This is a genomic window from Curtobacterium sp. C2H10, assembly GCF_025407985.1.
GTDB lineage: Bacteria > Actinomycetota > Actinomycetes > Actinomycetales > Microbacteriaceae > Curtobacterium.
On sequence record NZ_JABXGF010000004.1, the window covers coordinates 90,629 to 115,309 of the forward strand.

26 protein-coding genes and 1 tRNA gene are annotated in these 24,681 nt (G+C 65.9%); 15 read left to right on the forward strand and 12 right to left on the reverse strand.

Annotated features, from left to right (window positions below):
* Positions 1 to 18 precede the first annotated feature (18 nt).
* Complete coding sequence (locus tag HWD93_RS03625) at positions 19 to 288, reverse strand: hypothetical protein (protein WP_261646059.1); 270 nt, start codon at positions 286 to 288, stop codon at positions 19 to 21.
* 88 nt (positions 289 to 376) lie between these two features.
* On the opposite strand from HWD93_RS03625, the gene HWD93_RS03630 reads away from it, so the two are divergent.
* Together HWD93_RS03630 and msrA are read left to right on the forward strand one after the other, a co-directional pair.
* Complete coding sequence (locus HWD93_RS03630; RefSeq protein WP_261646060.1) at positions 377 to 1,198, forward strand: aldo/keto reductase; 822 nt, start codon at positions 377 to 379, stop codon at positions 1,196 to 1,198.
* A gap of 85 nt (positions 1,199 to 1,283) precedes the next feature.
* Complete coding sequence (msrA, locus tag HWD93_RS03635; RefSeq protein WP_092387936.1) at positions 1,284 to 1,805, forward strand: peptide-methionine (S)-S-oxide reductase MsrA; 522 nt, start codon at positions 1,284 to 1,286, stop codon at positions 1,803 to 1,805.
* A gap of 24 nt (positions 1,806 to 1,829) precedes the next feature.
* Here msrA and HWD93_RS03640 read toward each other — a convergent pair whose 3' ends face one another.
* From HWD93_RS03640 to HWD93_RS03650, 3 genes are all read right to left on the reverse strand, one after another.
* Positions 1,830 to 2,189: a UBP-type zinc finger domain-containing protein gene (locus tag HWD93_RS03640; protein WP_071303276.1), complete on the reverse strand. Its 360-nt coding sequence runs from the start codon at positions 2,187 to 2,189 to the stop codon at positions 1,830 to 1,832.
* An 80-nt stretch (positions 2,190 to 2,269) separates the two neighbouring features.
* The gene (locus tag HWD93_RS03645; protein WP_261646061.1) at positions 2,270 to 3,271 is read right to left on the reverse strand and encodes an aldo/keto reductase; all 1,002 of its coding nucleotides are present in this window, start codon (positions 3,269 to 3,271) and stop codon (positions 2,270 to 2,272) included.
* Positions 3,272 to 3,503: 232 nt separating this feature from the next.
* Positions 3,504 to 4,511, reverse strand: coding sequence for a TerC/Alx family metal homeostasis membrane protein (locus HWD93_RS03650; protein WP_071296470.1), 1,008 nt, complete (start codon positions 4,509 to 4,511; stop codon positions 3,504 to 3,506).
* Between the two features lie 189 nt (positions 4,512 to 4,700).
* On the opposite strand from HWD93_RS03650, the gene HWD93_RS03655 reads away from it, so the two are divergent.
* The 8 genes from HWD93_RS03655 to HWD93_RS03690 all read left to right on the forward strand — a co-directional run bounded on the left by HWD93_RS03655 (position 4,701) and on the right by HWD93_RS03690 (position 12,626).
* A complete protein-coding gene (locus tag HWD93_RS03655) occupies positions 4,701 to 5,066 on the forward strand; it encodes a VOC family protein (RefSeq protein ID WP_261646062.1) in 366 nt (121 codons plus the stop codon).
* A 201-nt stretch (positions 5,067 to 5,267) separates the two neighbouring features.
* Complete coding sequence (locus HWD93_RS03660) at positions 5,268 to 5,837, forward strand: GNAT family N-acetyltransferase (protein WP_261646063.1); 570 nt, start codon at positions 5,268 to 5,270, stop codon at positions 5,835 to 5,837.
* Positions 5,838 to 6,113: 276 nt separating this feature from the next.
* Positions 6,114 to 6,416, forward strand: coding sequence for a hypothetical protein (locus HWD93_RS03665; protein ID WP_261646064.1), 303 nt, complete (start codon positions 6,114 to 6,116; stop codon positions 6,414 to 6,416).
* A gap of 36 nt (positions 6,417 to 6,452) precedes the next feature.
* Positions 6,453 to 6,998: a hypothetical protein gene (locus HWD93_RS03670; RefSeq protein ID WP_261646065.1), complete on the forward strand. Its 546-nt coding sequence runs from the start codon at positions 6,453 to 6,455 to the stop codon at positions 6,996 to 6,998.
* A gap of 575 nt (positions 6,999 to 7,573) precedes the next feature.
* Positions 7,574 to 8,104, forward strand: coding sequence for a hypothetical protein (locus tag HWD93_RS03675; RefSeq protein ID WP_261646066.1), 531 nt, complete (start codon positions 7,574 to 7,576; stop codon positions 8,102 to 8,104).
* Positions 8,101 to 10,224, forward strand: a complete 2,124-nt coding sequence (locus tag HWD93_RS03680) for a hypothetical protein (RefSeq protein ID WP_261646067.1) — start codon at positions 8,101 to 8,103, stop codon at positions 10,222 to 10,224. The genes HWD93_RS03675 and HWD93_RS03680 overlap by 4 nt, the downstream gene beginning before the upstream one ends.
* A gap of 31 nt (positions 10,225 to 10,255) precedes the next feature.
* Positions 10,256 to 12,190 (forward strand): hypothetical protein, encoded by a 1,935-nt coding sequence (locus HWD93_RS03685; protein ID WP_261646068.1) that lies wholly within the window; start codon positions 10,256 to 10,258, stop codon positions 12,188 to 12,190.
* A gap of 64 nt (positions 12,191 to 12,254) precedes the next feature.
* Complete coding sequence (locus tag HWD93_RS03690) at positions 12,255 to 12,626, forward strand: Lsr2 family protein (protein ID WP_261646069.1); 372 nt, start codon at positions 12,255 to 12,257, stop codon at positions 12,624 to 12,626.
* 274 nt (positions 12,627 to 12,900) lie between these two features.
* Here HWD93_RS03690 and HWD93_RS03695 read toward each other — a convergent pair whose 3' ends face one another.
* From HWD93_RS03695 to HWD93_RS03710, 4 genes are all read right to left on the reverse strand, one after another.
* Entirely contained in the window at positions 12,901 to 13,836 is a 936-nt protein-coding gene (locus tag HWD93_RS03695) for a hypothetical protein (RefSeq protein ID WP_261646070.1), read from the reverse strand.
* A 428-nt stretch (positions 13,837 to 14,264) separates the two neighbouring features.
* The gene (locus tag HWD93_RS03700) at positions 14,265 to 15,680 is read right to left on the reverse strand and encodes a DUF4263 domain-containing protein (protein ID WP_261646071.1); all 1,416 of its coding nucleotides are present in this window, start codon (positions 15,678 to 15,680) and stop codon (positions 14,265 to 14,267) included.
* Positions 15,677 to 16,618, reverse strand: coding sequence for a hypothetical protein (locus tag HWD93_RS03705; RefSeq protein WP_261646072.1), 942 nt, complete (start codon positions 16,616 to 16,618; stop codon positions 15,677 to 15,679). Before HWD93_RS03705 ends, HWD93_RS03700 begins: the two co-directional genes overlap by 4 nt.
* Positions 16,619 to 16,818: 200 nt before the next feature.
* Positions 16,819 to 17,016, reverse strand: a complete 198-nt coding sequence (locus tag HWD93_RS03710; protein WP_261646073.1) for a hypothetical protein — start codon at positions 17,014 to 17,016, stop codon at positions 16,819 to 16,821.
* Between the two features lie 176 nt (positions 17,017 to 17,192).
* Here HWD93_RS03710 and HWD93_RS03715 point away from each other — a divergent pair, with 176 nt between their 5' ends.
* A complete protein-coding gene (locus HWD93_RS03715) occupies positions 17,193 to 17,990 on the forward strand; it encodes a hypothetical protein (protein ID WP_261646074.1) in 798 nt (265 codons plus the stop codon).
* A 994-nt stretch (positions 17,991 to 18,984) separates the two neighbouring features.
* On the opposite strand, the gene HWD93_RS03720 is transcribed toward HWD93_RS03715, so the two are convergent.
* Positions 18,985 to 19,074: transfer RNA gene (locus HWD93_RS03720), tRNA-Ser, on the reverse strand.
* Between the two features lie 142 nt (positions 19,075 to 19,216).
* On the opposite strand from HWD93_RS03720, the gene HWD93_RS03725 reads away from it, so the two are divergent.
* Positions 19,217 to 20,206 carry an SGNH/GDSL hydrolase family protein gene (locus HWD93_RS03725; protein WP_092387910.1) on the forward strand — a complete coding sequence of 330 codons (990 nt, stop codon included), beginning with the start codon at positions 19,217 to 19,219 and terminating at the stop codon, positions 20,204 to 20,206.
* Positions 20,207 to 20,216: 10 nt separating this feature from the next.
* The gene (radA, locus tag HWD93_RS03730) at positions 20,217 to 21,578 is read left to right on the forward strand and encodes a DNA repair protein RadA (protein ID WP_070419292.1); all 1,362 of its coding nucleotides are present in this window, start codon (positions 20,217 to 20,219) and stop codon (positions 21,576 to 21,578) included.
* 75 nt (positions 21,579 to 21,653) lie between these two features.
* Here the strand turns inward: radA and HWD93_RS03735 are convergent, their stop codons facing one another.
* Entirely contained in the window at positions 21,654 to 22,037 is a 384-nt protein-coding gene (locus tag HWD93_RS03735) for an SseB family protein (RefSeq protein WP_261646075.1), read from the reverse strand.
* A 304-nt stretch (positions 22,038 to 22,341) separates the two neighbouring features.
* On the opposite strand from HWD93_RS03735, the gene HWD93_RS03740 reads away from it, so the two are divergent.
* A complete protein-coding gene (locus HWD93_RS03740) occupies positions 22,342 to 22,551 on the forward strand; it encodes a cold-shock protein (RefSeq protein ID WP_022907629.1) in 210 nt (69 codons plus the stop codon).
* Positions 22,552 to 22,765: 214 nt separating this feature from the next.
* Here HWD93_RS03740 and HWD93_RS03745 read toward each other — a convergent pair whose 3' ends face one another.
* A complete protein-coding gene (locus tag HWD93_RS03745; RefSeq protein ID WP_261646076.1) occupies positions 22,766 to 23,458 on the reverse strand; it encodes a hypothetical protein in 693 nt (230 codons plus the stop codon).
* A 64-nt stretch (positions 23,459 to 23,522) separates the two neighbouring features.
* Positions 23,523 to 24,065, reverse strand: a complete 543-nt coding sequence (locus tag HWD93_RS03750) for an amino-acid N-acetyltransferase (protein ID WP_261646077.1) — start codon at positions 24,063 to 24,065, stop codon at positions 23,523 to 23,525.
* 74 nt (positions 24,066 to 24,139) lie between these two features.
* Between HWD93_RS03750 and HWD93_RS03755 the strand changes: the two genes are divergently transcribed.
* Positions 24,140 to 24,592 carry an SRPBCC family protein gene (locus tag HWD93_RS03755; protein WP_261646078.1) on the forward strand — a complete coding sequence of 151 codons (453 nt, stop codon included), beginning with the start codon at positions 24,140 to 24,142 and terminating at the stop codon, positions 24,590 to 24,592.
* Positions 24,593 to 24,681: the final 89 nt, after the last annotated feature.

Consider the following 24,681-nt stretch of genomic DNA (forward strand, 5'->3'; position numbering starts at 1 on the left):
CGGATCGCGCAGCGCCGGTCAGCGCCACGTCCGGGCGACGACCCACCCGGTGCCGTCCGGCGCGACGTCGACGACCACCACGTCGTCCGCGCCGTCGTCCGCACTCACCTGGAACCGCCAGCCCACCGTGTGCTCCGGCGCGTGCGTCACCGCCGACGGCAGGTACTCCGCCGTCGCCGTCAGCCGCGTCGGGGCGTCGGAGACCCGCCACCGCCGTTCGCGCCAGACCATCCGGACCGGCACACCGCGGTCCCACCACAGCGTGGCGACCTCCTGCGTGAGCATCATCTCGCCCTCCTCGTTCGAATGTGTGTTCGAATGTGTGTTCGAATGGTAGACGACCCGACCGACGTCCGCGCGGCGTACTGTCCGGTGCATGCCCGCTCTCATCGACACGTTCACCATGTCCAACGGCCTGCACATCCCGAAGATCGGGTTCGGCACCTGGCAGATCCCGTCCGGCGCCGACGCCTACGACGCCACCAAGGCCGCGCTCGACGCCGGCTACCGCCACATCGACACCGCACTGGCGTACGGCAACGAGGCGAGCGTCGGCGAGGCGATCCGCGACAGCGGCATCCCGCGCGACGAGCTCTTCATCACCACGAAGCTCCCGGCCGAGATCAAGACCGCGTCCGGCGCGCGCGAGGCCTTCGACGAGTCCAGCCGCAACCTCGACCTCGGACACGTGGACCTGTACCTCGTGCACGCCCCGTGGCCCTGGAGCGACATGGGGTCGGACCACCGGGACGGCAACGTCGAGGTGTGGAAGGTCCTCGAGGAGGTCTACGACGCCGGCCGGACGAAGAGCATCGGCGTCTCGAACTTCGCCGTCGCCGACCTCGAGGACCTGCTCGGCCGCACCGACGTCGTCCCGCACGCCAATCAGATCCGCTGGTTCATCGGCAACACGCAGGACGAGACGACGGCCTTCGACCGCGAGCACGACATCCTCACCGAGGGGTACTCCCCGCTCGCCACCGGTGGGCTCCTCGACAACGAGCAGATCGCCGAGATCGCATCGAAGTACGACAAGAGCGTCGCCCAGGTCGCGATCCGCTACCTGCTCGAGAAGGACGTCCTGCCGCTGCCGAAGTCGACCACGCCGTCCCGCATCGCCGCGAACGCCGACGTGGACTTCGTGCTGTCGGCCGAGGACGTCGCCACGCTCGACGCGCTCGAGGACACCACCGCCTGACGCAGCGCGGGAACACACGACCGGCCCCGCCGGTTGCACCACACGGTGCCGCAGCCAGCGGCACTCCCGAACCCAGGAGGCCACCATGACCACCACCGAAACCGCCATCCTCGCCGGCGGGTGTTTCTGGGGAGCGCAGCAGCTCCTCCGTCGCCGTCCCGGTGTGATCAGCACGCGCGTCGGGTACTCCGGCGGCGACACCCCGAACGCCACCTACCGGAACCACGGCGACCACGCCGAGTCGGTCGAGATCGTCTTCGACCCGTCGCAGATCTCGTACCGCGACCTGCTCGAGTTCTTCTTCCAGATCCACGACCCGTCGACGAAGGACCGGCAGGGCAACGACGTCGGCCGCAGCTACCGCTCCGCGGTGTTCTACACGAACGACGAGCAGCGCGAGGTCGCCCTCGACACGATCGCCGACGTCGACGCGTCCGGCATCTGGCCGGGCAAGGTCGTCACCGAGGTCGAGCCCGCTGGCGACTTCTGGGAGGCCGAGGAGGAGCACCAGGATTACCTCGAGAAGCACCCGCACGGTTACACGTGCCACTTCGTGCGCCCGGGCTGGACGCTCCCGCGCCGCGACGAGGCCGTCAGCGCGAGCTAGCGCGTCCTGATCGGCACCGGCGGGTCAGCGCGACCCGCCGAGCAGTTCCAACCAGTCCCCGGGCAGGCGATCCGCCGGCCCGGGGACTGCCTGTTCCACGGGGTGGCTCGTCGGCGCCGCGAGCTCCACGCCCTCGAACGTCGAGTGGTCGCGGTAGTCGTACGACCACGTCTCGCCGGGCTCGTAGCTCTGGATGACCGCGTGCCCGGTCTCCTCCCAGTGCCGGGTGGCGTGGGTGTCCAGCGAGTCGTCGCAGCAGCCGACGTGGCCGCACGCGGCGCACCGGCGCAGGTGCACCCACCAGGACCCGGTGGCGTCGCACTCGACGCACCCGGGTCCGCTCGGTGCGACGTCGGGGTGGATCATCTCGGCGTGGTCCGTCATGGGACCATCCTGGCCCGGACACAGCCCCGCGGCCAGCGCGCCGCTCGGACACGGCCCCGCGGCCAGCGCGCGGCCCGAACTCAGCCGCGCGGCACCAGCGCGTCGATGGCCGCGAGCTCCTCGCCGGTCAGCGGCGCACCCTCGAGGGCGTCGAGCGTCCCGTCGAGCTGCCGGACGCTCGACGCCCCGACGAGCGCGGACGTGACCGCCGGCTGCCGGAGCACCCACGTGATGGCGAGCTGCGCGAGCGTCTGCCCACGGGACACGGCGATGTCGTTCAGGGCCCGCGCGGTCGTCAGGTACTCGTCGTCGATCCGGTCCGCGCCGAACCAGCGCCCCTCCGCCGCCCGCGACCCGACCGGCACCGAGCCGTCGAGGTAGCGGTCCGTCAGCAGCCCACCGGCCAGCGGGGAGAACACGATCGCGCCGGTCCCCAGACGGAGCAGCTCGTCGAAGAGCCCGTCCTCGGGGACCCGGTCGAACATGTTGTAGCGCGGCTGGTGGATGAGCAGGTGGATGTTCTCGGCGGCGAGCGCCTCGGCCGCGGCGGCCGTCTGCGCCGGGTCGTAGTTCGAGATGCCGGCGTAGAGCGCCTTGCCCGAGCGGACCGCGGTCACCAGGGCGCTGACGGTCTCCTCGATCGGGGTCTCGGGGTCCGGCCGGTGCGAGTAGAAGACGTCGACGTACTCGAGCCCGAGGCGCCCGAGCGACTGGTCGAGCGAGGCGAGCATGGACTTGCGCGAGCCCCAGTTGCCGTACGGACCGGGCCACATGTCGTAGCCGGCCTTCGTCGACACCACGATCTCGTCGCGGAAGGGTCGGAGGTCCGACTCGAGGATGCGACCGAACTGCTCCTCGGCGGCTCCGGGCGGCGGGCCGTAGTTGTTCGCGAGGTCGAAGTGGGTGATCCCGCGGTCGAACGCGTGCAGCACGATGTCGCGCTGCGTGGTGAGCGCTCGGTCGGCGCCGAAGTTGTTCCAGAGCCCGAGGGAGATGCGGGGCAGGAGCAGGCCGCTCCTCCCGACGCGCTGGTACGGGAGTCGCTCGTAGCGGTCGTCGGCGGGGCGGTGGACGTCAGGCATCGTTGCTCGATCCGGTTCGTGAGGGGGTGGCGGGGTCCGGTGTCGACGCTAGCGGACTGCGGACGCGACCCGGTGACGGACGGGAGGTGGGCCCCACCAGCCGGTTCCGGCGCACCGCGCCAGCGGGGTGACGGCCGTGCCTGGAGGGACGGTGCGGGCCCGACCCGCGCCTCCAGTCCGTCTCGTGGTGCGTCCACCGCCGGACGCGCGCGACGGGCGCGGTGCAGGATCGCTACGCCGTGCCGGCGTCGCGGGAGACCTCGTCGTGCGACTCGTCCTCGCGGCGCATCCGCAGCAGGCTCGCCCCGGTCGCCACGCCCATCGCCACGACGATGACCAGCAACGACACCCCGGTGCCGATCTCCGGCGCCCACTCGACGTGCTCCCCACCGTTGATGAACGGCAGCTCGTTGCCGTGCAGTGCGTGCAGCACGAGCTTCACGCCGATGAACGCGAGGATCGCCGCGATCCCGTACTTGAGGTAGACCAGCCGCTCGAGCAACCCGCCGAGCAGGAAGTACAGCTGCCGCAGGCCCATCAGGGCGAAGACGTTCGCGGTGAACACGATGAACGCGCTCTCGGTGATGCCGAAGATCGCCGGGATCGAGTCGAGCGCGAACAGCAGGTCGGTCGTCCCGATCGCGATGAGGACCACCAGCAGCGGCGTGAAGTGCCGTGCGCCGTCCTGCACGATGCGGAACTTCATGCCGTCGTAGGTGTCGGTGATGCGGATCCGACGCCGGAGCAGCCGCACGATGAGGCTGTCCTTGTCATCGTCGTCGTCCTCGCCACGGAGCTGCTGGATCGCCGTCCACACCAGCCACGCCCCGAAGAGGTAGAAGATCCACGAGAAGTCCTCGATCAGGCGGGCGCCGAGCAGGATGAACACACCGCGCAGGACCAACGCGATGATGATGCCGAGCATGAGCACCTCCTGCTGGATCGCCTTCGGCACGGAGAACCGCGCCATGAGGATGACGAACACGAAGAGGTTGTCGATGCTCAGGCTGTACTCGGTCAGCCAGCCCGCGAGGAACTGCCCGGCCGGTTCCCCACCGGCGAAGACGAACATCGCGACGGCGAACAGCAGCGCGAGGCCGACGTAGAGGCCCACCCACAGGCCGGACTCCTTGAGCGTCGGCACGTGCGGACGCCGCGCGACGACGAGGAGGTCGGCCAGCAGGATCGCGACGATGGCGATCAGGGAGCCGACTTCGAACACGGCCGGGAGCTCGAGCATCCGGGGCCTTCCTGGTTGGGGGCGTCGGGGACGTCCAAGCTTGCCACGCGCGCGGGCCGGCCCCGCACTCGACGGCGCGGTTCGTGACCGCCTCGACCCGGCGGGCTTAGCCCACGGGGTCCGTCTGCACGACCGGCACACCGAGGGGCTCCGTGGAACATCGTCCTCAGTGCGGACGTTGCCTTCGTCGTGGATGAGGCCCAGTCGAACGTCGTTGCTGTCTTGGCGCGCGTTCCGGTATCGAGCATCGAGGCGGCTCTGCCGTTGTACAAGCGGTTGGCGGGCTCCGATGAGGTTCGCGCGTTCGCGTTCGGAGGTGTACGGCTGGCCTGGGTCGGTCCGTTCCTCCTCTTGGCGAGCGCGGACGGAGCCGTCCCGTTCCGCTCGGCGACGATCATCGTCCGTGATGTCCAGCTCGTCGTGTCGCTCGTGCGGGCCGGCGGCGGAGTGTTGCTTGACGGGCCGATGCCCGGACCGAACGGTCAGCGCTTGATCGCCCGCCACGCTGACGGGAACGTGTTCGAGTACATCGAGGACGTTCACGCGTCCGGTTGAGGATCGTTTTGCGAGGTTGTTCGATCACGCACCGAACAGGCCGAGTGCTCCTGAAATGGCGATCCCGAGACCCAGGACGATCGCCACCGTGCTCCCGATGATCACCGCCAGCCGCTGATCCCTGTTCATCCCCATAGCCCAAGTCTAGGAGTGTCCGGTAGCCGATCGGTCGCCGAGCCAGGCTCCTGGGAGGATGACAGCGTGAACAGCTCTCCTTGGCCCGCTCGGAGCGCTGGCCTCCTCCTCCGCGACCCTCGGCCCGAGGACGCAGACAAGCTCGTCGCGCTTCGGAACAACCCGGTTGTCAATCGGTTCATGCTCCGCACCTCCGTCGACCCGGATGTCTACGCCCAAGAGTGGGCGAGCATCCCCGACAGCGACACCGCCTACTCGTGCATCGCTGACTTGGACGGCCGGGTCGCCGGCTTGGGGTTCCTCGACGTCGTCGACGGCTTGGGGCAACCAGGGATGCCCCAAGGCACACAAGGGGTCATCGGATACATGCTGCAACCCGACCTCGCAGGACGCGGACTCGGAACGGACTTGGTCCGCGGTCTCCTGACCGCAGCGTTCGACGTGCTCCGGCTCCGACGCGTCACAGCGAGTTGCAACGCCGACAACATCGCCTCAGCCCGCGTCCTCGAGAAGAACGGCATGCGACGTGAGCAGCACGGCGTCGAGGAATCCTGGCACGCCGACCTGGGCTGGGTCGATGGCTACCAGTACGCCATGCTCGATCGCGAGTGGGCTGCCGCTCGAACCGTCCGGTAGCCGATCGGTGGGCAGAGCCGCGGGGCGAGTACGAAAGAACCCCAGATGCCCGTCAGGACGGGGATCTGGGGCTCTTTTCGCTGGCGGGCAATTCACGTATCTGCCGGCTTCCGCTTGGCGCTGCGGATCAGAAGGACGTTACGTGCGGCCTGTTTCCTCTGACCGACTCCCGATTTTCCTCCCGCGTTCCTCTCCCGCGCCCTGACCTGGGCTTTCCGAGTACGGAGGAGCCATTTTTCGCTAGGCTCTGAGAGTCCAACGAAGGTGAGGAAACCTATGGCTGAGATCACGATCGTTCGCTGTTACATCGAGGTGTACGACGGCGTGGGAGAGCAGAAGAACCTGCGACTCCGCGAAAAGCACACGGGGCGGAAGGTGGTCCTCGGGGCGACGACGCAGGACAACCTGGATCGGTTCCTCGAGTTCATTAGGTCCGCCGCAGCGCATCCCGAGCTGCCCGATCTGCACGATAAGGACAGCGACGTCGACGCGATCGAGGTCCGAGGTCAGGTCGAGCTGGACGCTCCGGACGAGCTCCGGTTCAAGTACGACCAGCAGCTCTCCCACACGATCGTCTGACGTGCCCGCGACCCTGACTCCGATCCCACGCCCTCGGTGGCACCGACCCCGTCGCCGTCGCCGTCGCCGGTGTTAGTACAGCTCGTCGACCCGAACACCGCGCCGGTGTGGCAGGCCCCGCTACTCACCGGCGTGTTCGTCCTTGGGGCCGCGATCATCGCTGTCCTCTCGCTCTGGTGGAGCGACCACCGCAAGCGCAAGGCCGACGACCAGCGCCAGTGGGACGAGGACCTCAAGAAGAGCTACTTGGCCCTCCAATCACTTACGAACTCGGTTCGCGCGGCGCTGCCGGCGTACGGCGACGGCCAGGGCACCCAGGCAGCGGTCCTAGACACCGTCGCAACGTTCACCGAGGGGGTCAGAGAACAGGTCGACCTGCTCGACCTCACCGCCCCTCCCGCGGTTGCGAGCGCCGCGACGAGTTTGTGGCAGCGCCACCAGGTCCCCAACGCTCTCAATGAGATCGCATCTGCGCCCGTGAAAGAGCGCTCTGAGCGGGTACTTGCCGCACGCTCGCACCTCGACCGTCTGCTTGCCGAAGTACGAGGAGAAGTGCGGGTGGCGCTCCGCCTGAAGCCCTGAACGCAGCCGCCCCGCAGCCGTGATCGGCTGCGGGGCGTGTCATCGTTAGGGCTCAGCCGCCGAGCGATCCCGCGGCGCGGGCTCGGCGGTACCTCGGCTTGCCGGGGCTGAGCGTCGCTCGAGCGGCGCGGTACGCCGGTGAGTCCTTCGAGGCGAGCTGCGAGGGCTGCGTCGAGCATGGCAATTCCCGGTCAATCGAGCACTGGTGCTGCCCCATCGAGCGGTGCGAGCAGGCGCGCCTTCGCGCGGCGTTGGTCGCGCACAGTCCCATCCATGTCCAGGCGGGCCCTGAGCACCGGTGGCCGCGGCGCCTTCGGCACCCCGATAGACACAGCACCCCCCGATGAGGGGGAGAAGGCTTGCGTTAGGTGAGCGCCCTTCATGAGAGGCTAGTGATGAGTTCCGGGAACGATGGGAGCAACTAAGTGGAGGCTCCGCTGCCTCGCGCGCTGATGAATGGTGGCTCCGCCGGACAGGGGGCCGCGCGCCTGTTGATCGTCATCGCCCGCCTCGGTCATCCAGTGCAGGGCCATCCCGCCGCGACGAACGCGGTTCGATGGCTACCCTCGCTCACCATGCTCGAAAAGTTCGACTTCTGGGTCCGAAACCCTGACTACTTGGCGGACGAGTTGCTATCAGAGTTCGAATCAGGGACGCGCACTCTCGACCAGATTGCCGACCATGTGGTACGCATGCTCAACGAAGACGCACCGGACTTCCACAAGTACCCCATGACTCGCTACCTCTACGGGGCCTACGAAGTTGTAGACAACCCGCTGTCGATTCTCAAGTCCTACGGGCACATCCTCCACCGAAGAGTGGACCCATCGAATCCCAAATCGAGGCGAGACTACTTCCTCCTCCCCAGCGGGATCACCGCCGCGAACGCGTTGAGAACCGCAGTGCCGAGTGTTGCGTGGTACGACCTGCAATGCGACGCTATCGCGTTACTCAGCGGCATCACATCCGGCGCAGAAGCGAAGCGCCGACAGTACGAACAACCCGAATACGAGGCGGCAACGCACGGCGCGCTCATCCCATCAATCGGTGAACGGGTCCGATCGCGCGCCCTCAGACTCGGTATAGACCTAGGAGTGACGGCATGACCGAAGCGGACATTGGCTGGGCTGCGGACGTCGCGAGCAGAACTGGCCTCGACACGAATACGGTCCTACAAACATTCTCGCGATACAACATCCCTGGTCACCGGCCGATCATTGCGCGGCGACGTTTGCGTCTCGAAGGGGTTCATTTCGCAGGCGTCAAGAACGTCGCTGTGTCGGACGGCTCGTTGGATCGTGAATCTGTGCCTTTTTCCTTCACCCACCGTTACGAACACCTCCTCACAGCGTTCGCGACCGTCAGCCGCAACGACGCCGGGAAGACGTCTGTCGTCAACGTCACCGAGTGGGGGCTTCGAGGGAGCTCGGGCGGGCTGCAAGCAGACATTCAGAGTTGGCTTCGCCAAGCAATCGTCGGCTTCACTATCGCCGAGGAGCGTCTGCTCGTCGCGTGGACGGTTGAACAGGGCGTGCCCAGCGGTGTCGTGCTCCACCTCCCGGCGGCAGTCCAGTTCGATTGGGACAACGCGGATTCTCGAGCACTGTCCGCAGTGACGGCAGCCGCAACCACCATCGATGACGTGGTTGCACAACTCACAGCAGAAGGGGCCGAGCCGCTCGGTCTGTTCAGTAGGGCTGATGAGTTCCAGGCCGTCATGAGCGACGTCATGGGCCCCCGCATTGGCTTCGAACAGTATTCGGCGTGGCAGAAGCCATCGAAGTCGATCGACGATGACGACGGTACCCTCGCTCCGCAAGGGTGGCCTCTGTGGTCGCAAGGGCTGGTGATCAGCGACCCAGAGAAAGCGGTCGTCCTCGGCGAAACGACACACGCAACCGTTGCGGTCCTGTCGATGTACCTCGGCACCGGGTGGGGTGCATCAGCATCGGCCGCAGCCGCGCAGGTGAAGGTGATCCGCGGACGACTCGCCGGAGTGAACCGACGGAGAGCGCGCGATCACGAAGCGCGGAAGGACAACTCCGCGGAACTCACCGGCCGACTCGCGACGCTGTCCACCGAGCTGGAGCAACTGCCTGATTCCGACTCATTCGCGCAGATCGACCGCGACCTGCATCGAACTCGACAGCTCGGCGCCGCGCTTGAGACCGCCGAACGAGAGCTTGCCAAGGCCGAGACGCTGCACCTCAATTTCGCCCAGCAGTTGGCTCGCGTCAACGCCGAGCTCGCAGCACTGCGCGAAGCCGCACTGACGAGCCGCTTTTGGCACTCGCTCACACCGACCTGTTGCCCACGCTGCGACGCGCAGGTCAGCCAGGAACAGTTGAGGCGTGAAGCTGCAGGCAACTGCTCTCTGTGTAACTCCGAGCTCCAGGAAGGACCGACCGAGACCTCCGACGCGGACGACTCGGACGACGCTGACGACGCTTCAGAGGACGACGATGCAGAACCAGACAGCCTGACGGCGACCGAACTTCGGCACCAGACACTCCAGATGGAACTCCAGCATGCGGCAGCGGCGCAGCGCGACGCGGAGGCCCGACGCGGCCACGCTCAAGCCGAATACACGGACGCGGCAAGAACCGAACCAACGTCGTCAGGATCTCTCCGTCGACGGCGCGAGATCGAGCTGGAGATTGCCACCGTCACGGGACGCCTTGAAGAGCGCCTTACGGAAACGCCCGAGACACAGGAAGTTGAAGCACTGCGGGAGGACCTGCGCGTGCTGGAAGCGGCTCAAGCAGTTGTCAACCGATGGAAGCTCGACGACCAAGCAGAACTTCTCCGGGAGGTGAGCGACCAAATCACTCACGTCGCACGCCGTCTCGGTGTGTCTCAGTTGGAGTCAGTAGCGCTGAAGTCGAATGCGAACCTCTCGATCACCAAGGGCGGCGAAACCACGACCTTCACCAAGGTCAACGCTGGCGAGCAGCTTCGCTTCAAGATCGCGGTAGTTGTCGCACTGCTTCGGGTCGGCGGCATCGCTGGTGTCAGCCGCCACCCCGGCGTCCTCTTCATCGACTCGTTCGCTCGCGAAGAGATGAGCGCCGAGAACGCGGTGTCCGTCCTCCAGTCCCTCCAGGAGGTTGCTCAAGAGTTCGGCATCCAGGTCATCACTTCCTCGGCGAACGGCGCGCTCCTCCGCGACGTACTACCCGAAGGTGCCGTCCGTATGTCCACTGCGGTCGACGACTTCATGTGGTGATCGCCGCATCTGACATGGGCAGGAGGTTGATATGGGCGCAGTAACGGATCGCTTCGAGTCACTCACGTCGTTCACGGTCGACGACCTCGGCGGTACCACGCTGATTCTCGGCGACGAAGAACTCCTCGAGGACGAACGCGGGGCGCTCGTAGTCGCCGCGTTCTGTGACGAGTGGGACGGGCTCGACGTGGACCAGCGCAAGGACGCCGCGCGGTTCATGCTCGGAGCAGCTGCTTCCCCGAACCCATTCCTCATGGTGGATGCGATAAACGTCATTCTCGAATCGAGGGAGGTTTTGCCGGCTGTGCACTCGGAGCTTGCGCTTCGCTTCTCCGGCATCGCTCGTCAACCTGGAATCCGCGCCGAGATCGCTCTCGAGGGCTGGGTGCGGTTGGGGATCGGCGAGTGGGCCCGCGGGCTGCCCATCAGAGCTGCCCTGGATGAACGAGTTACGGCTCTGCTTGACGATGACGCCGAAGTGAGCCCGTTCCTTCTCCGAGCGCTTGGAGCGGCAATCGACACTTGGGAAGACGGTGACCTTCTTCAGTCACTGCAGCGACTCGCCAATCGCGATGACGCAGACGCTGCAGTCGAACTCGGTTTCCGCAGCCTCCGTGACGCGGTGTCGGCTGCGAACGTAGCTGCTGCATCCACTGCGCTCTCAGAAGCAATCGCCTGGTTCAACACGGCACTGTCATGGGAAGAACGGCCAGACGCACGAGCTTTCGGAACCGCCGCTCAACTCCTGCAGTCGTTCGCCAACGGCGCGCGGATCACTCAGGCGGCGGTCGCTCAGCTGCACGGTGAGGTATACGAGTACCTGACAGGCTTCATCGGCACCATACCGACCTGGCGTCGCCCCCGCGCTGAAACCGTGAGCCGTTGGCTCATCCTCATCACCGACCTCGAATCATTGCGAGAACTCGGCGACGACACCTGGCTCAACGCCGGCGCAGTCATAGCCGCCGCCGGACGCGTACTTGTATCAAGCCGCACGATCCGAGTCATCGCACGCGCGGCCCCTAGCGGAGATTCAGCAGACAATGAGGGGCTCCTCGCACTCGTCCATCCGCGACTCGTGACTGGGTTCTCCGCGATCGCGGACATCACGCGTCAGCTAGACAAATGGCTCACCGATACCGCCGACCCGGAACTTGCGGCCGAGCTTCGCAGCTTTCGCGACGTTCTTCGAGGTGATGCGCCCCCAAAACAATCTGAGGGGACTGCGAGCTCAAATCTCCTCTCGCTAGTCCCCCAGAAGGTGCAGGATGTGTTCGGCCTCACAGGCGCTTCCTACGAGCAGGTGAATGCCGCCGCAAACGATCACCCGGCAGTCGTTCCAGTGCTGGAAATGCTCGCGCAGAAACACGCGAACCTCACGGTTACCGAGTCCGAATACGTCGACGTGATTTTGCAAGAGGTAGATACCATCGTCCCCTTGAAAGCCGACGTGCGTGTGGCACTCTATCCGATCGCGACCACCCTAGTGCGCTTCGTTTCGAACTTTCTCAACGTGAATCAGTCTGGCGAAACCCGAGCGAAATGGCTCGGCCCCAGCGGGCGCAGCGAACTCGAAGCCACGTTCTCTAACGAATTGCGTAACTGGATGCGGAGTAGCGGCCTCCAAGCAATGCGTGAGGTACCCGACATTGCTGGGGGGCGATCCGATATCATCCTCATAAGCGAAGGGCAACAGTTCGTCATCGAGTCGAAGCGTGTCACCACTCCACACACCTTTGACCAGCTTGCGACAAAGTACGGCAGTCAAGCGATTCAGTATCAGGTGTCGAACGCACCGATCGGATTACTCGCGGTCGTGGACTACGGCCGACGCGATGCTCGAACGGATCTTTCAGGCAGCTTCAACGTCCGTCCTTACGAACTGTCGGAGTCGAAACGCAGGTACGCGCTCGTCACCGCTCGCGTTCTCGCGAACGTCGCAACCCCAAGCGCATCAAGCAAATGACAACAACAGGACAGCTGCCGACCTCACCCCAGAGCAGCCACGGGCCGAGCGACCGCGCGTCACTTTGTGTCGCTTCTCCGCAGCGGTCAGCGTCGCGTTCACTGCGGGCGCCGAGGCCCACAAGACGGCGGGCGCCCGCGCCGGACGTGGCGCGAGTTCCTCGGCGCCGAAGGACCGAAGCAGCGCAGACGAACTCGCGAAGATCCGCGAGTGCGCTGCCGCGAACGGTCTCGATGTCGCTGCACAGGGCCGCATCAGCCAGCAGGTTCGCGATGCGTACAATCCTGCGCACCGAGCCGTTGGCGGCAAGCCGAGGTCCGGCTCGCCACGCAGAAGCTGCCCCGACTCAGGAAAAGGCGAAGGCCCTCAGGAGCTCATCCTGAGGGCCTTCGCCAGGCTTCGCGAGTTCCGTGAATCTCTTCACCAAGTTCCGTGAATCGCCCCTTGGCGGGCGTTTCACGGATCTCGCTACTTCCGCGCAGCGGCGCGGAGTTCTCGCTACATGCCGCGCGCCTCTTGCCTCCGCCAGCTTGCAGAATTTCCTCCGGGCGAGCGAACTGGCTGGTCAGAGGCAGTTTCGCGTAGCTCCGCCGTTCCTCCTGGACCGCTGGGGCATGAACGACAGCATGAAGCCGACGTTGGCGGGTGCGATGCCAGCCAGTCGAAAGAAATGCGACAGACAGATCAGATCGCGCTGACCGAGTGATGGCTCAAAACGGAGTCTCATCATCGTAGGGCGACCCCCACAATCGCTGCGTGTTGCGTGTCTGTTCGGCGAGGGCGGCGGCAGCTTCCTCTTCAAGTCGTTGCTGCTCGGCGGCGAGTCGGAGTTCGTCCCGCTTCTCCCGGGCAGCGAGGATGTCCCGCGGCTCCTGCCCTGAGAGTCGAACAATGAGCGCAGACGCCACGTGAATCATGAGCCACGCGTCTGCTCTTGAAACGTCTCCGTCACGATGATGATGAGCGTTACCCCGCTCGGACCGGTCCGCATTGACCCAAGTAACGATCGGCATCAATAGTTTTCGATCTACCGCGGAGATGATCCCCTGAGTAGTAGCGACGTTCAGCTGATCACTGATGCTGTTCCCGTCCACCCCGAGGGCTCTGAAGAATTCTTGCACTGCGGAAGCAGCGTCCGTGATCGCGGCGTCCGTTGAGTCATTCGATAGCCGCGAGATGGCGAGCTGGAGCCCCTGAGAAGCCGGGGTGAATTTCGGGTCCGAGTCGAGCAGCACTGAAGCTGGCTTTATGAGCTGCTGGTGCAGAACGTGGTTGCCGCGGGGTTGGAAGTACCCCTCTGCGTATGCCCAGTCGACCCTGCTTCCTAGCAGGATATCGTTGACGATCGCCGCGAATTCTGCGGCTTGGTACCGCGGCTGCTCGTAGTCGCGATTCCACCCGCTAACGTCGACTTCCTCGTTGTCGGCTGCTTCAAGGCGGAACATCGCATGCACGGCGGCACCGACCGCGTCGAGTCTATCTGCATTCGATCCATTTCCACCGAGGGCTTCTTCAGTGCCCGTGGCGTCACTTCCAGAATACCCGTTGATACGTCGGTGACGGTCAGCGTTTCCAAATACTCGATCGGGAGCGTTAGTCATCTCGTGGAGGGCTGCCTTGATGCGTTGCGCGACTGTTGGTCCCACCGTGTCATCCCAGACCGGATTACCCCCCGCCTCATCCTGTGCTAGTTGCCGTCTCCGCAGTTGCTCACTCGGCAGCGGGGGAAACAACGCATCTAGGCTCACAAGCTCAGGCTACGGCAGAGCCGCATCGGCGTAGGCGACAAGCTCTGACAAGATGGTCTGGGCGAGCTCCGCCGCATTTGATGATGTGGTGCGCAGTCGTGCCGACCCTGTGCACGGACACGCTCACCAGCGGGGGACGGTGACCACAGGCAGCGACCTGCGCATCACCCGGCAGCGACTGATGATCCCACTCGGCTTCCGGTTCGCTGGCGTCGCCCAGCGATTGACGGCCCGCCTATCGCTCGAGCAGGAGGTGCTGAAACAGTGCGCTACCGTGAGCGCCACGCTGTCCTAGTCATTTCAGTCGGCCGCGCCGAGAGTGCCTGTCACTGCCTTGGTACGCTTTCGCTGGATGAAGCTCCCGATAGGAGCCTTTCCAAGTGCCGTAGCCGGGCGCCGATCTCATCGAAGCCGAGAACGGTGACGGTACCGAGACCTTCCCGGTAGCGCAGGAAGGATTCCGTCTGCTCGGAGTCGAGAGTTTCGGCTTGGCCGATGATCACAGCGCCAGAAACATGCCACTTGTCGACGTGTCCGAAATCTGGGTGCACTTCGAGATGCCGCGAGACTGACTCCATCTGGGCCTGCACCTGGGCGACCGCGCCGCTGAGATCTTTATGGGTCGGGAAGATCCTCGCCGCACGCTCACCCCGGTACGGGCTCTTCGCCATGAGCGACGTCGCCGGCGTTTTGATTTCCACGGCGATAGCGGTGCGGGTGACCGCGTTCACACACAGGAAGTCGGTGATCCGAGATTCACCACCGAGAGCCGTCGTCCCCTTCACGTGCACTTGGCCACCGACGACAAGGATCGGCGCAGCGAACACTTGTTGTAACGCGAACGGATTTGCCGTGAAAAACTGCTGCCAATGCGCCTCGTCCCGCGACCGCGGACCCTCGAGCCCAGCGTCGTACTGAATGATCAGCGTCTCGAGGGAAACCAGTTCCAGGTCCTCGCGGAGCCGGCCGAACTGTTTCGGCGACTCTGCAGCAACTTGGGGAGCTTGACGTGCAAGCTCCTCCACAAGGAGTACCCGGTCCGCCTGCGTCGTCAGATGGCCGGTAGCTACTTCCTCCGTCAGCATGCGAATCGTTGGGTTCGTCCCGAACTTCGGCGGAACCGGCGCCCGGCCAAAGAGGTCGGCGACAGCGTTGTGAGCTTCCGCTTCGATGACCCGGCTGCGCGCCGCACCGGCTCGTTGGTAGGTGCGGTCAACGGTACGGCGGTAATCATCGAGCCGCTGGAGCCGGACGGTGAAAGCGTCTCCATCCGCGCCTTCCGCTTCATCCTCCACAAACCTGATAACAGTGCAGTCCGTTGCCCTCTCGATCTCGCTGACGATTCCGCGGTAGGCACGGGTGAGGCCTACTCCGTAAGCGAACACTGGGTTGAAGGCGGCAGGGAGGCCGAGAACTCTAAGGAGGCCGCTGAAGTCGCTGACCTCCGTCGGTGGCGTCTCGTCCCAGTTCAGGGTGAGCTGCAGCTCCCTGATCCGGTCAAACTCAGGGTCGAATCCCATGCTCTGGCGCGCCAGCGGGAAGATCCGAACTAGCTTTGTAGATGGGTTGAAGCGCAACATCTCGAAGGCTTCGAGGGCCCCCTCTGCCTGCCACAGAACAGCGAGCTCGTCGCCATCTTCGACAACGCTGATTTCCCCGGCCCTGTCGGTCCACTCATGGTCGTCCTCATCGTAGGAACTGACTCCGGCATCAGCGGATGCCGCGGCGTCTGGTTCTGTCACGCCCCGAGCTCCTCGTTGTCGATCGCATTGAGCAGCGCTTGCAGCTCCGGTTCGTCTTCGAGCGGTAGCGGGGTGAGCGTCTTGGCTACGCCGACCTGCTTCAGCTGCAGTTCGCTGCTGACATCGTTGAGGATCCGGACGGACTCAGTCGTCTCCCACTGCACACCGTACAACCGTTCCCGTTCGAACCGTGCTGCGATGAGCACGTCGGGGTGGCGGTTGCCGTATGCGTCGCTTTCTGGTGTCGTCGCGGCGACGATGCGGACCGACTTCAGCCCGGGAGCGACAGCGAACGCTTCTTTGACGGTGACGAGGATGCAGCCGGCGACTGCGGTGGCGTGCCACGCTGCTGCTTCCTTCTTCGGCACCGCTTTGATGGTCGGCCGGCCCGTTGGGGTGACATCAGGTTTCTTCTGCGGCATGCCGGCAAGTGTGGGCACAATGACAACGACAGTCGCTTCGTCTCCGGAGACACCGAGCGGTGCGGCCGCCGCGTCGTTGTCCTCGAACGCAGCCGCGAGAGCAGCGATGACCGCATCCGGTTCGTTCGCCTGAAGCTGCGCCCATTCAGCGTCGAATTGAGCCTGGGCTGCGGTGCGACCTCGCGTCCGCTCGAGTTCCCGCGCGTGAACCTCTGATTGCGAAGCCGCGGCCGCTTGTGCGAGGGCGTCACGTCGGCGACCGCGAGCGAAGATGCTGATCCCTTTGAGGCTCGCTTTCCGGTGGCGCTGCTCCACCTCGGCGGTGTCGATGAGTGGCGATTCCGGAGCGACGGGCGGGTCCGCAGGCATGAAGTGCTCATGGTGCAAGCTCGCGATTCGTCGATACACGTCGACGAGCTGGTCAGCGGCTTCCGCACGGCTCGACGCGGCAACCGACCGGGTCATCGAGCCGGACGAGCTCCGCCGGCTGACCCCGAGGCTGGTCGAATAGGTCACGGGCCCGACTCCGGAGGAGAACCCGGTCGCTCCGCCGCCGACGTGCACGCGTGCAGCACGCGGGCCAATGCTGGTTCGCACGCCTCGGCTTGATACCCGCACTCGCACACCAGGTGCCATCCGTACTGAGAACCCCATGCGCTCACCTTAGAGGTGACGGCGGCTCAACCCCAGGCTCTGCTCGTTGGTGGTCTATATCGTCACCTGAGGCGACGAACCCGGACCGCCCGCTGCATGCCTTCGACGAGCATCAGGTCGCCTGTGAGCGTGACTTCGGGGCGGTAGGCGTACCGGTATTCGTAGTAGTACTCCGCCTGCTCCCACTTCGATCCATCCGTGAGCTCAACGACAGTGTCGCCCTTCCAGCCTTGCCAAACGCCGTTCAACGTCTTCTTCATCACACCATCCCTCCTGCGGGAAAGATTCTAGAAGTGGCCACTGACCGCTCGCCGTCGGACTTGGCAAAAGCACCCCTAATCGAGCGGGGAAGGGTATGGGGACGACATCTCCGAAGGCGCTTGAGTTGCCCGGAGGTGACGCACTTAGACTCTGCAAGCCACGAGGAAGAGAGGGCATGGTCAATACAGAACGTCCGGACGAGTTGGATGCACGCGCGGTCTTCCTTGCGGTGACCGGTGTCGTCTTGCTTCACGCCGACATGAACGGCGAAGCTGACTACATCTCGGAGGACGGCACTGTTGCCGTCGAGGTGACGTCGGTGACCGACGAGGCGGCAAAGGCCGCCCGAGGGCCGACGGGGCGGCTGCTCGGAGACCAGTCGACGTCGGCGGCCCTCCTGCAGTGTTGGCTGGTCACGGTGAATGATCGCCACCCGCGAATGAATGGGCTCCCGGACCGGGTCGTTCCAATGCTGCGGACGTTATCGGAGCACTCCGTGCCGTCGGTATGGCGTCGGTCCCGGTACATGTTCAGCGATGCGCAGCCCGAGGTGCAGGAAGCGGTCAGATCGCTCCTGCGCAACGGAATTGACCACGCTGTCGCGCCGCCCGAACTTTGCAAGACGGACCCGCACGAACACCGAATCGTTTGGGCCGCGGGCGGTGGCGGCACGGCCGGATCCAGCGAGGACGCGTTGGCTGCGATCGAAGACGACCTCAACGAACGGCTCGATAACTCTCGGAAACTCGCCAATTCTGGGGCAATCAGTACCCACCTTTTCGTGTGGATCGACTCCTACTCACCGTTCAGGATCGCGCGAGCTCTACGTGACGCACCTTCAGCAGACGGCTTCGACGTCCCAAGTCGCCCACCGCAACTGAGCCATCCAGTCGGGGACCTGTGGATAGTGCACCGCAAGACCCGGAACGGATGGTGGTGCAACGGGTCTCAGTGGAACGCGATCCGAGCGTGATCAGACACATACTCTGCCGAGCAACGACCGACCGCGATGCGTGCGGTCCACGACAGCGGACACCCGCCGTTTTTCGTGAAGCGGGCGGCGCGACAATGTCGCGCGCGGCGACGATTCGGCGGCACAATCACAACGGCGGCACCGTCTCTCCGATGCCCGACCGTCCGACGCGACTGCGAAGGACAGACCACGCCGGATCGCTGCGTCCCCCCGAGCGGCCGACTCCCCCGTCATCCCAATGGCATGGGCTTCTCGTCGGGTGAGATCAGTTCGAATTGGTCTACGGTGACCATCAACGATATGAGGAGCCGGGCTGAAAGTTCGTCGTGATCACCAGGGATGAGCAGCAAACGCCTCGCACTGATGAGGGCGACCCGCCTCGTCGTTGCGCGACCGTACAAGTCCGGGCCGGTCGCGTCCTGGCGTGCAAGCTTCTACGACCTGAACGAGATGACAAGTGCCGGCCCAGTCGCGGATAAGTGGTCCGGCGCGATCGGACCCGCCGTCTACGACTCACAGCAGTCAGCCAGGACTCGTTCCCAGGCCGGCTGCCCCTGCTCACCGAACGTGTTCGCCTCCCCGTACGGCCACATTCCGACCACTGCGACGGCCATCGCCGCTCCGATGAGCATGGGGCACGGGTTTCCTGGGGTGGCTGGGTTCGCACCTCGCAACATCCGATGGCGGTAAGCGCCGTGCCGTCGGGCATCCGTCGCACTGATCCACCAGTACGAATCGCACTTTCGCCGCTGATAGCTTTCGTCGTCCAGCGGTCGGCGCACTGTGACCCGTGACCGTAACGCGGTCCTCCGGAGCCGTCGCCCGTGTCCGCGATTCACCCCCTCGGCGTTGAAGAGTCGACGTCACCGCCGCATCAACTCAGAGCGTGCAAGCCCACAACACCAACGAAGGCCCCCAGGGAGTCCCTGAGGGCCTTCGTCATGGGCTTCACCAGTTCCGTGAATCTCTTCACTGAGTTCCGTGAATCGCCCGCTGGCGGTACCGGTGGGATTTGAACCCACGGTGGAGTTGCCCCCACACATGTTTTCGAGACATGATCCTTCGGCCGCTCGGACACGGTACCGGGAAAGAGTTTACACGATCCAGGAGGCGCCACGCACCACCGCGCGTCGGCTCCCCCTCCACAGATGCCCGGTCCCGAGCGCCCGGCCACGGCCCGGTCGGAACGGATCGCGTCCCGAAGATGTCCGCGTAACGTCCACCGCATGAGATCTCGCACGCTCATCGCACTGCTGTCGTCGGTCGTCGGCGGCCTCACCGTCCTCGGGGGCGCTGCCTTCGGCGCCCGGGCAGGCGTCCGTGGCCAGCGCGCCGCCGCCCGTCGCGTCGGCGAACTGCTGCCCGTGCACGCCGACTGGTGGCGCGAGCGTTTGCAGCACGAAGGGCAGATCACGTACCTCGCGATCGGTGACTCGGCAGCGCAGGGCGTCGGTGCGAGCGAACCCCACCGCGGGTACGTGGGACTGCTCGCCCGCCGGATCCGACACCGCTCACGGTCGTCGGTCCGCGTCGTGAACCTCAGCGTGTCCGGCTCGACGACGTGGGGCGCACGGAAGGACCAACTGCCGAAGCTCCGCAACTACACACCCGACATCTGCACGGTGTCGATCGGCGCGAACGACATCGCCGATTTCCACCCCGACAAGTTCGAGCGGAACATCCGCGACATCTACGGCGCGGTCCCGTCGCACGCGATCGTCGCCGAGCTGCCGTGCATGTTCGTCCCCGACCGTGAGCGCAAGGTCGCCGTGGCGAACGAGATCGTGCACCGGGTGGCCGAGGAGTTCGGTCTCACGGTCGCGCCGTTGCACACCATCACGAAGCGGGTCGGGCTGCGCCGGACGTTCTTCAACAGCTACGGCGACCTGTTCCACCCGAACGACCGTGGGTACGAGATCTGGGCGAGCGCGTTCGAACCCGCGGTCGATGCTCGGGTCGACGTCGTCGCGGCGATCCGGCACTACCTGTCCGCCCGTGAAGCCGAGGACCTCGGCGCCGGAGCCGGAGCGGTGGCGACCGCCCGGGCCGAGCAGGACACCGAGGGCGCCGAGGCTCTCGATCACGCCGAGCGCCCCGGCCGCATCGACCGCCTCCGGCAGCGCATGACCGGATCGGTCACCTTGCCCGACGCCGGACCCGACACGCGCCCCGACGGTCCGGACGACCGCGCGGGTGATGTCGGCGGCACCGCCTAGCCTGGCGATCATGGCGCGCGCTCAGTCCCTCTACCGCTGCACCGAGTGCGGCTGGACCAGCATCAAGTGGGTCGGCCGCTGCGGTGAGTGCCAGTCCTGGGGCACGGTCGAGGACTCCACCGCGGCCACCGCCAGCGTCCGGGGCACCACCTCGGTGGCGGTCACCGGCAACCGCGTGGCACGGCCCATCACCGAATCCCGCGGAACGACGGTCCAGCGCTGGCAGACCGGCATCGGCGAGTTCGACCGCGTCCTCGGCGGCGGAGTGGTCCCGGGTGCGGCGGTCCTGTTGTCCGGCGAGCCCGGCGTCGGCAAGTCCACGCTCCTGCTCGAGGTCGCTTCACGAGCGGCGGCGACCGGCAAGCGCGTGCTCTACGTCAGCGCCGAGGAATCCGTCGACCAGGTCCGGCTCCGCGCCGAGCGCACCGGGGCGATGCACGACGACCTCTACCTGGCGAGCGAGGTCGACCTCGGCGTCATCCTCGGTCAGATCGACCAGGTCAAGCCGGACCTCCTCATCGCCGACTCGGTGCAGACCATCTCGTCGAGCTCGATCGACGGCATCGCCGGTGGCACGTCCCAGGTGCGTGAGGTCGCCTCCACGCTGATCCGCGTCGCGAAGGACCGGGCGCTCCCGGTCCTCATCGTCGGGCACGTGACGAAGGACGGCACGATCGCCGGACCCCGCCTGCTCGAACACCTCGTCGACGTCGTGTGCCACTTCGAGGGCGACCGTCAGACTGCACTCCGGTTCGTCCGCGCGCTCAAGAACCGCTTCGGCCCCACGGACGAGGTCGGCTGCTTCGACATGGCCGGCGACGGCATCCACGAGGTCCCCGACCCCAGCGGCCTGTTCATGTCGAAGAACGGCGCGCCGGTGTCCGGTACGTGCGTGACCGTCGCGCTCGAGGGACGTCGGGCGCTCCCGGTCGAGGTGCAGGCGCTCGTCGTCCCGAGCTCGGCACCCCAGCCGCGCCGGGTTGTGAACGGCGTCGACTCCTCACGCGTGGCGATGCTGCTCGCGGTGCTCGAACGTCGCGCCGGTCTGAAGCTGTCGGATGCCGACGTCTACGTCTCCACGGTGGGCGGCATGAAGCTCACCGAGCCCGGCGCCGACCTCGCCATCGCACTGGCCCTGGCGAGTGCCGCCCGCGACCGCCCGTACCCGCACACGTTGGCGGCCGTCGGCGAGATCAGCCTCGCGGGCGAGATCCGTCCGACAACCGGAACGAAGCAGCGCGCGAGCGAAGCCGCACGCCTTGGCTTCACGACCGTGCTCGGCGCGGACGCTCAGCACCTCCGCGAAGCACTGCGGGTCGCGTTCTCCCTGGCCGCGAACGAGCGGGAGCGCGAACTCGACCGAGCGTTCTGACCGATCACGGCAGCACCGATCACGGCAGAGCGGGCGGTGCGACACGCCGCCGAACGACGCACACGCGAGCGCGAGTCAGGCCCGGAGCGCCGCCAGCAGGTCCTCAGGCGTCGCCTGCATCGTGTGCGGGCCCGCGATGTCGAAGAAGACGCCCTCGAGCGAATCCAGGTGCGCCGCGATGAACTCCTCGAGCCGCGGTCCGTCGTAGACCATCACCTGCCGGACCTTCTCGTCCGGCACCATCGCCGTGTACGCGTCTGCCGACGAGAACAGCAGCAGGATGCGCTTGTCCGAGCCCTCACGCCCGAACACCCGCACCTGCATGTCCTTCTTGCCGGTGACCAGCCGGGGGACGATCACGATGTCGTTGCGGAGCGCGAACGCCACCGCCGCGACGTCCTGCTTCTCGAGCGCCGCCTCGAGCTGTTCGCTCCGGGCACGCTGTTCCTTGTCTGCCATCGAGACCCAGTCCACCAGATTCATGGACGTTCGGCGACTTCGGCTCTTCCCTTGTGGCCACAAGACTGTAGATTGGTACCAACCGCTTCGGCGGGAGTCCATCGTTCTTCCGGTGCACAGCACCTCGAGCGCCATCGGTCACTGGCCTTCCCCGGCCGCCTGGCCCCGAACCCGTTCTACCGGCCCCATGCCCGCAGGACGCATCGATCTGACGACATCCGTCGGTGGATCGGCGGTAGCGAATACCGCATCGCAAGGCAGTCGACTGCAGATGTCGACTGGCAAGAAAGTAAGGAACGCCATCATGGCATCGACCGGCACCGTCAAGTGGTTCAACAACGAAAAGGGCTTCGGCTTCATCGCCCCGGACGACGGCTCCGCTGACGTCTTCGCTCACTTCTCCGCGATCGCTGGCAACGGCTACAAGTCGCTCGAGGAGAACCAGAAGGTGGAGTTCGACATCACCGAGGGTCGCAAGGGCCCGCAGGCGGAGAACATCTCCGTCATCGGCTGATCTCCTCCAGCCCGAACGGGCCCGTCGTCCTCGTGACGACGGGCCCGTTCCCGTTCCACGACACGGTTACAGCACCGAGGACCGTGGCCTCGAGGTCTCCCCGGACAAGCGAAAACCCCCGCGACAAGCGAAAACCCCCGGAGATCCGGGGGTTGACGCCGACCGGGCATTCCCAATCCACTTGCCTTCATCGTAGCCGGTGAGCACCACCGGACTACCCGAGGATGAACTGCACCGACGCCTTCGACTCGATGTTCCCCACCGCCACCTCCAGGTGGTAGCTCGCACCCCCACCGGTGACCGACGGCCGTGACGAGTCGCACGTCGACGTCGACGACCGCGTCCGGTCCCAGGCGATCGCCGGCGTGGTCAGGGTCTGCCCGGCCTTGATCGTGACGTCCTGGTTGGTCCCGCCGGTCTGGCAGTCCTTCGACGACCAGTACTGCTCCTCGCCGGACGAGATCGTGAGGACCTGCTGGGACGACCCGAGGTCCATGTGGCACGAGTTCGACCCGGTGTTCTTGATCGACATGGCGATCTTCGGGTCCTCGGTGGGGCCGTAGGAGGTCTTGTCGACGACGGGCGTGAGCTCGATCTGCTCCTTGGCACACGTCGACCCGTCCTTGGCCGACGCCGAAGCCGAAGCCGGCGCCGAAGACGAGGCCGCGGCCGACCCTGAGGGCGAAGCGGCTGCAGAGGGCGTGGCACGCGGCGACGACGACGGCCCGGCAGACGATGCGGATGCGGAAGTGGAAGAAGAACCCGGGTCAGCAGACGCCCCACCCCGCCCGACCACGATCAGCACGACGACGACCACGATCAGCAGCAGCACCCCGATGACCATCGCACGACGGCGCCAGTAGACGCCCGGCTTCTCGGGCCCGACGGGGTGACGGAACGACGACATGCGCACAGGGTAGACAACGGCGCGAGCCCGACGAGGGAACCCCGCCGGAGGGCATGCGAAAGCGTCAGAGGATCTTCAGCATGCGGGTGTTGCCGAGCGTGTTCGGCTTCACCCGTGCGAGGTCGAGGAACTCCGCGACCCCTTCGTCCGACGACCGGACGAGCTCGGCGTACACCTCGGGTGAGACGATGCTCTCGCCGATCTCGAGGTACCCGTGCTTCGTGAAGAAGTCGACCTCGAACGTCAGGCAGAAGATGCGGGCCACGCCGAGTTCTCGGGCGTCGTGCTCCAGTGCTTCGAGCATGCGGTGGCCGACGCGCTTGTGGATCCAGTCGGCGTCGAGGGCGAGCGTGCGCACCTCGGCGATGTCGTCCCAGAACACGGCGAGCGCACCGCACCCGATCGGGACGCCGTCGGGGCCTTCGGCGATCCGGAACTGCTGGATCGAACCGTAGAGCGCGACGTTCTCCTTGCCGAGCAGGATCCGCCGTTCGACGTAGGGCGAGATGAGCCGCTGGATGTGCGGGACGTCCGACGCCAGGGCCGGGCGCACCAGGATGCCGTGCTCGTCCCGTTCGTGGAACGCGTGCTTCCCGTGCTCAGTCATCTCCCTCACACTAGTGCGCCCCGGGGGACAGGCCCCTGTACGGCGCCCAGCCGTGGCCGCCTACCTTCCGGGGCATGCCTCAGATCATCGAAACCGTCGACGTGAACGTCCCCGTCGCAGCTGCCTACGGCCAGTGGACCCGCTTCGAGGAGTTCCCCGAGTTTCTCGACGAGGTCGAGAAGATCGTCCAGGTCGACGACAAGACCACCGACTGGACCGTGAAGGTCGCCGGCCAGGAGCGCGAGTTCCGTGCCCTCATCACCGAGCAGCACCCCGACGAGCGGGTCGCGTGGACGGTCAAGGACGGCGAGACCGATCACGCCGGCGTCGTCACCTTCCACAAGCTGTCCGACGACGAGACCCGCGTCACCGCGCAGATCGACTGGGAGCCCTCCGGCTTCCTCGAGAAGCTCGGCGCAGCGGTCGGCGTCGGCGGTCACGCCATCAAGAAGGACCTGCAGAACTACAAGGAGCGCGTCGAGTCGGCACCCACCGACACCGGGTGGCGGGGCGACGTGCCGGCCTGATCAGGCCGACGCACGAGAACGCGACCACGGTCGGGACGGGAGGCGCGGTGCCAGCTGGCACCGCGCCTCCCGTCCGTCGTCGGCTCGCG

Bases quoted from the DNA above. Each gene is read 5' to 3' on its own strand.
- radA (WP_070419292.1), top strand. From the start codon at position 20,217: ATGGCGCGCGCTCAGTCCCTCTACCGCTGCACCGAGTGCGGCTGGACC.
- HWD93_RS03715 (WP_261646074.1), top strand. From the start codon at position 17,193: ATGGTCAATACAGAACGTCCGGACGAGTTGGATGCACGCGCGGTCTTC.
- HWD93_RS03710 (WP_261646073.1), bottom strand. From the start codon at position 17,016: ATGAAGAAGACGTTGAACGGCGTTTGGCAAGGCTGGAAGGGCGACACT.
- HWD93_RS03755 (WP_261646078.1), top strand. From the start codon at position 24,140: ATGCCTCAGATCATCGAAACCGTCGACGTGAACGTCCCCGTCGCAGCT.
- HWD93_RS03625 (WP_261646059.1), bottom strand. From the start codon at position 288: ATGATGCTCACGCAGGAGGTCGCCACGCTGTGGTGGGACCGCGGTGTG.
- HWD93_RS03745 (WP_261646076.1), bottom strand. From the start codon at position 23,458: ATGTCGTCGTTCCGTCACCCCGTCGGGCCCGAGAAGCCGGGCGTCTAC.
- HWD93_RS03750 (WP_261646077.1), bottom strand. From the start codon at position 24,065: ATGACTGAGCACGGGAAGCACGCGTTCCACGAACGGGACGAGCACGGC.
- HWD93_RS03725 (WP_092387910.1), top strand. From the start codon at position 19,217: ATGAGATCTCGCACGCTCATCGCACTGCTGTCGTCGGTCGTCGGCGGC.
- HWD93_RS03680 (WP_261646067.1), top strand. From the start codon at position 8,101: ATGACCGAAGCGGACATTGGCTGGGCTGCGGACGTCGCGAGCAGAACT.
- HWD93_RS03665 (WP_261646064.1), top strand. From the start codon at position 6,114: ATGGCTGAGATCACGATCGTTCGCTGTTACATCGAGGTGTACGACGGC.
- msrA (WP_092387936.1), top strand. From the start codon at position 1,284: ATGACCACCACCGAAACCGCCATCCTCGCCGGCGGGTGTTTCTGGGGA.
- HWD93_RS03650 (WP_071296470.1), bottom strand. From the start codon at position 4,511: ATGCTCGAGCTCCCGGCCGTGTTCGAAGTCGGCTCCCTGATCGCCATC.
- HWD93_RS03675 (WP_261646066.1), top strand. From the start codon at position 7,574: ATGCTCGAAAAGTTCGACTTCTGGGTCCGAAACCCTGACTACTTGGCG.
- HWD93_RS03640 (WP_071303276.1), bottom strand. From the start codon at position 2,189: ATGACGGACCACGCCGAGATGATCCACCCCGACGTCGCACCGAGCGGA.
- HWD93_RS03685 (WP_261646068.1), top strand. From the start codon at position 10,256: ATGGGCGCAGTAACGGATCGCTTCGAGTCACTCACGTCGTTCACGGTC.
- HWD93_RS03735 (WP_261646075.1), bottom strand. From the start codon at position 22,037: ATGGCAGACAAGGAACAGCGTGCCCGGAGCGAACAGCTCGAGGCGGCG.
- HWD93_RS03740 (WP_022907629.1), top strand. From the start codon at position 22,342: ATGGCATCGACCGGCACCGTCAAGTGGTTCAACAACGAAAAGGGCTTC.
- HWD93_RS03630 (WP_261646060.1), top strand. From the start codon at position 377: ATGCCCGCTCTCATCGACACGTTCACCATGTCCAACGGCCTGCACATC.
- HWD93_RS03645 (WP_261646061.1), bottom strand. From the start codon at position 3,271: ATGCCTGACGTCCACCGCCCCGCCGACGACCGCTACGAGCGACTCCCG.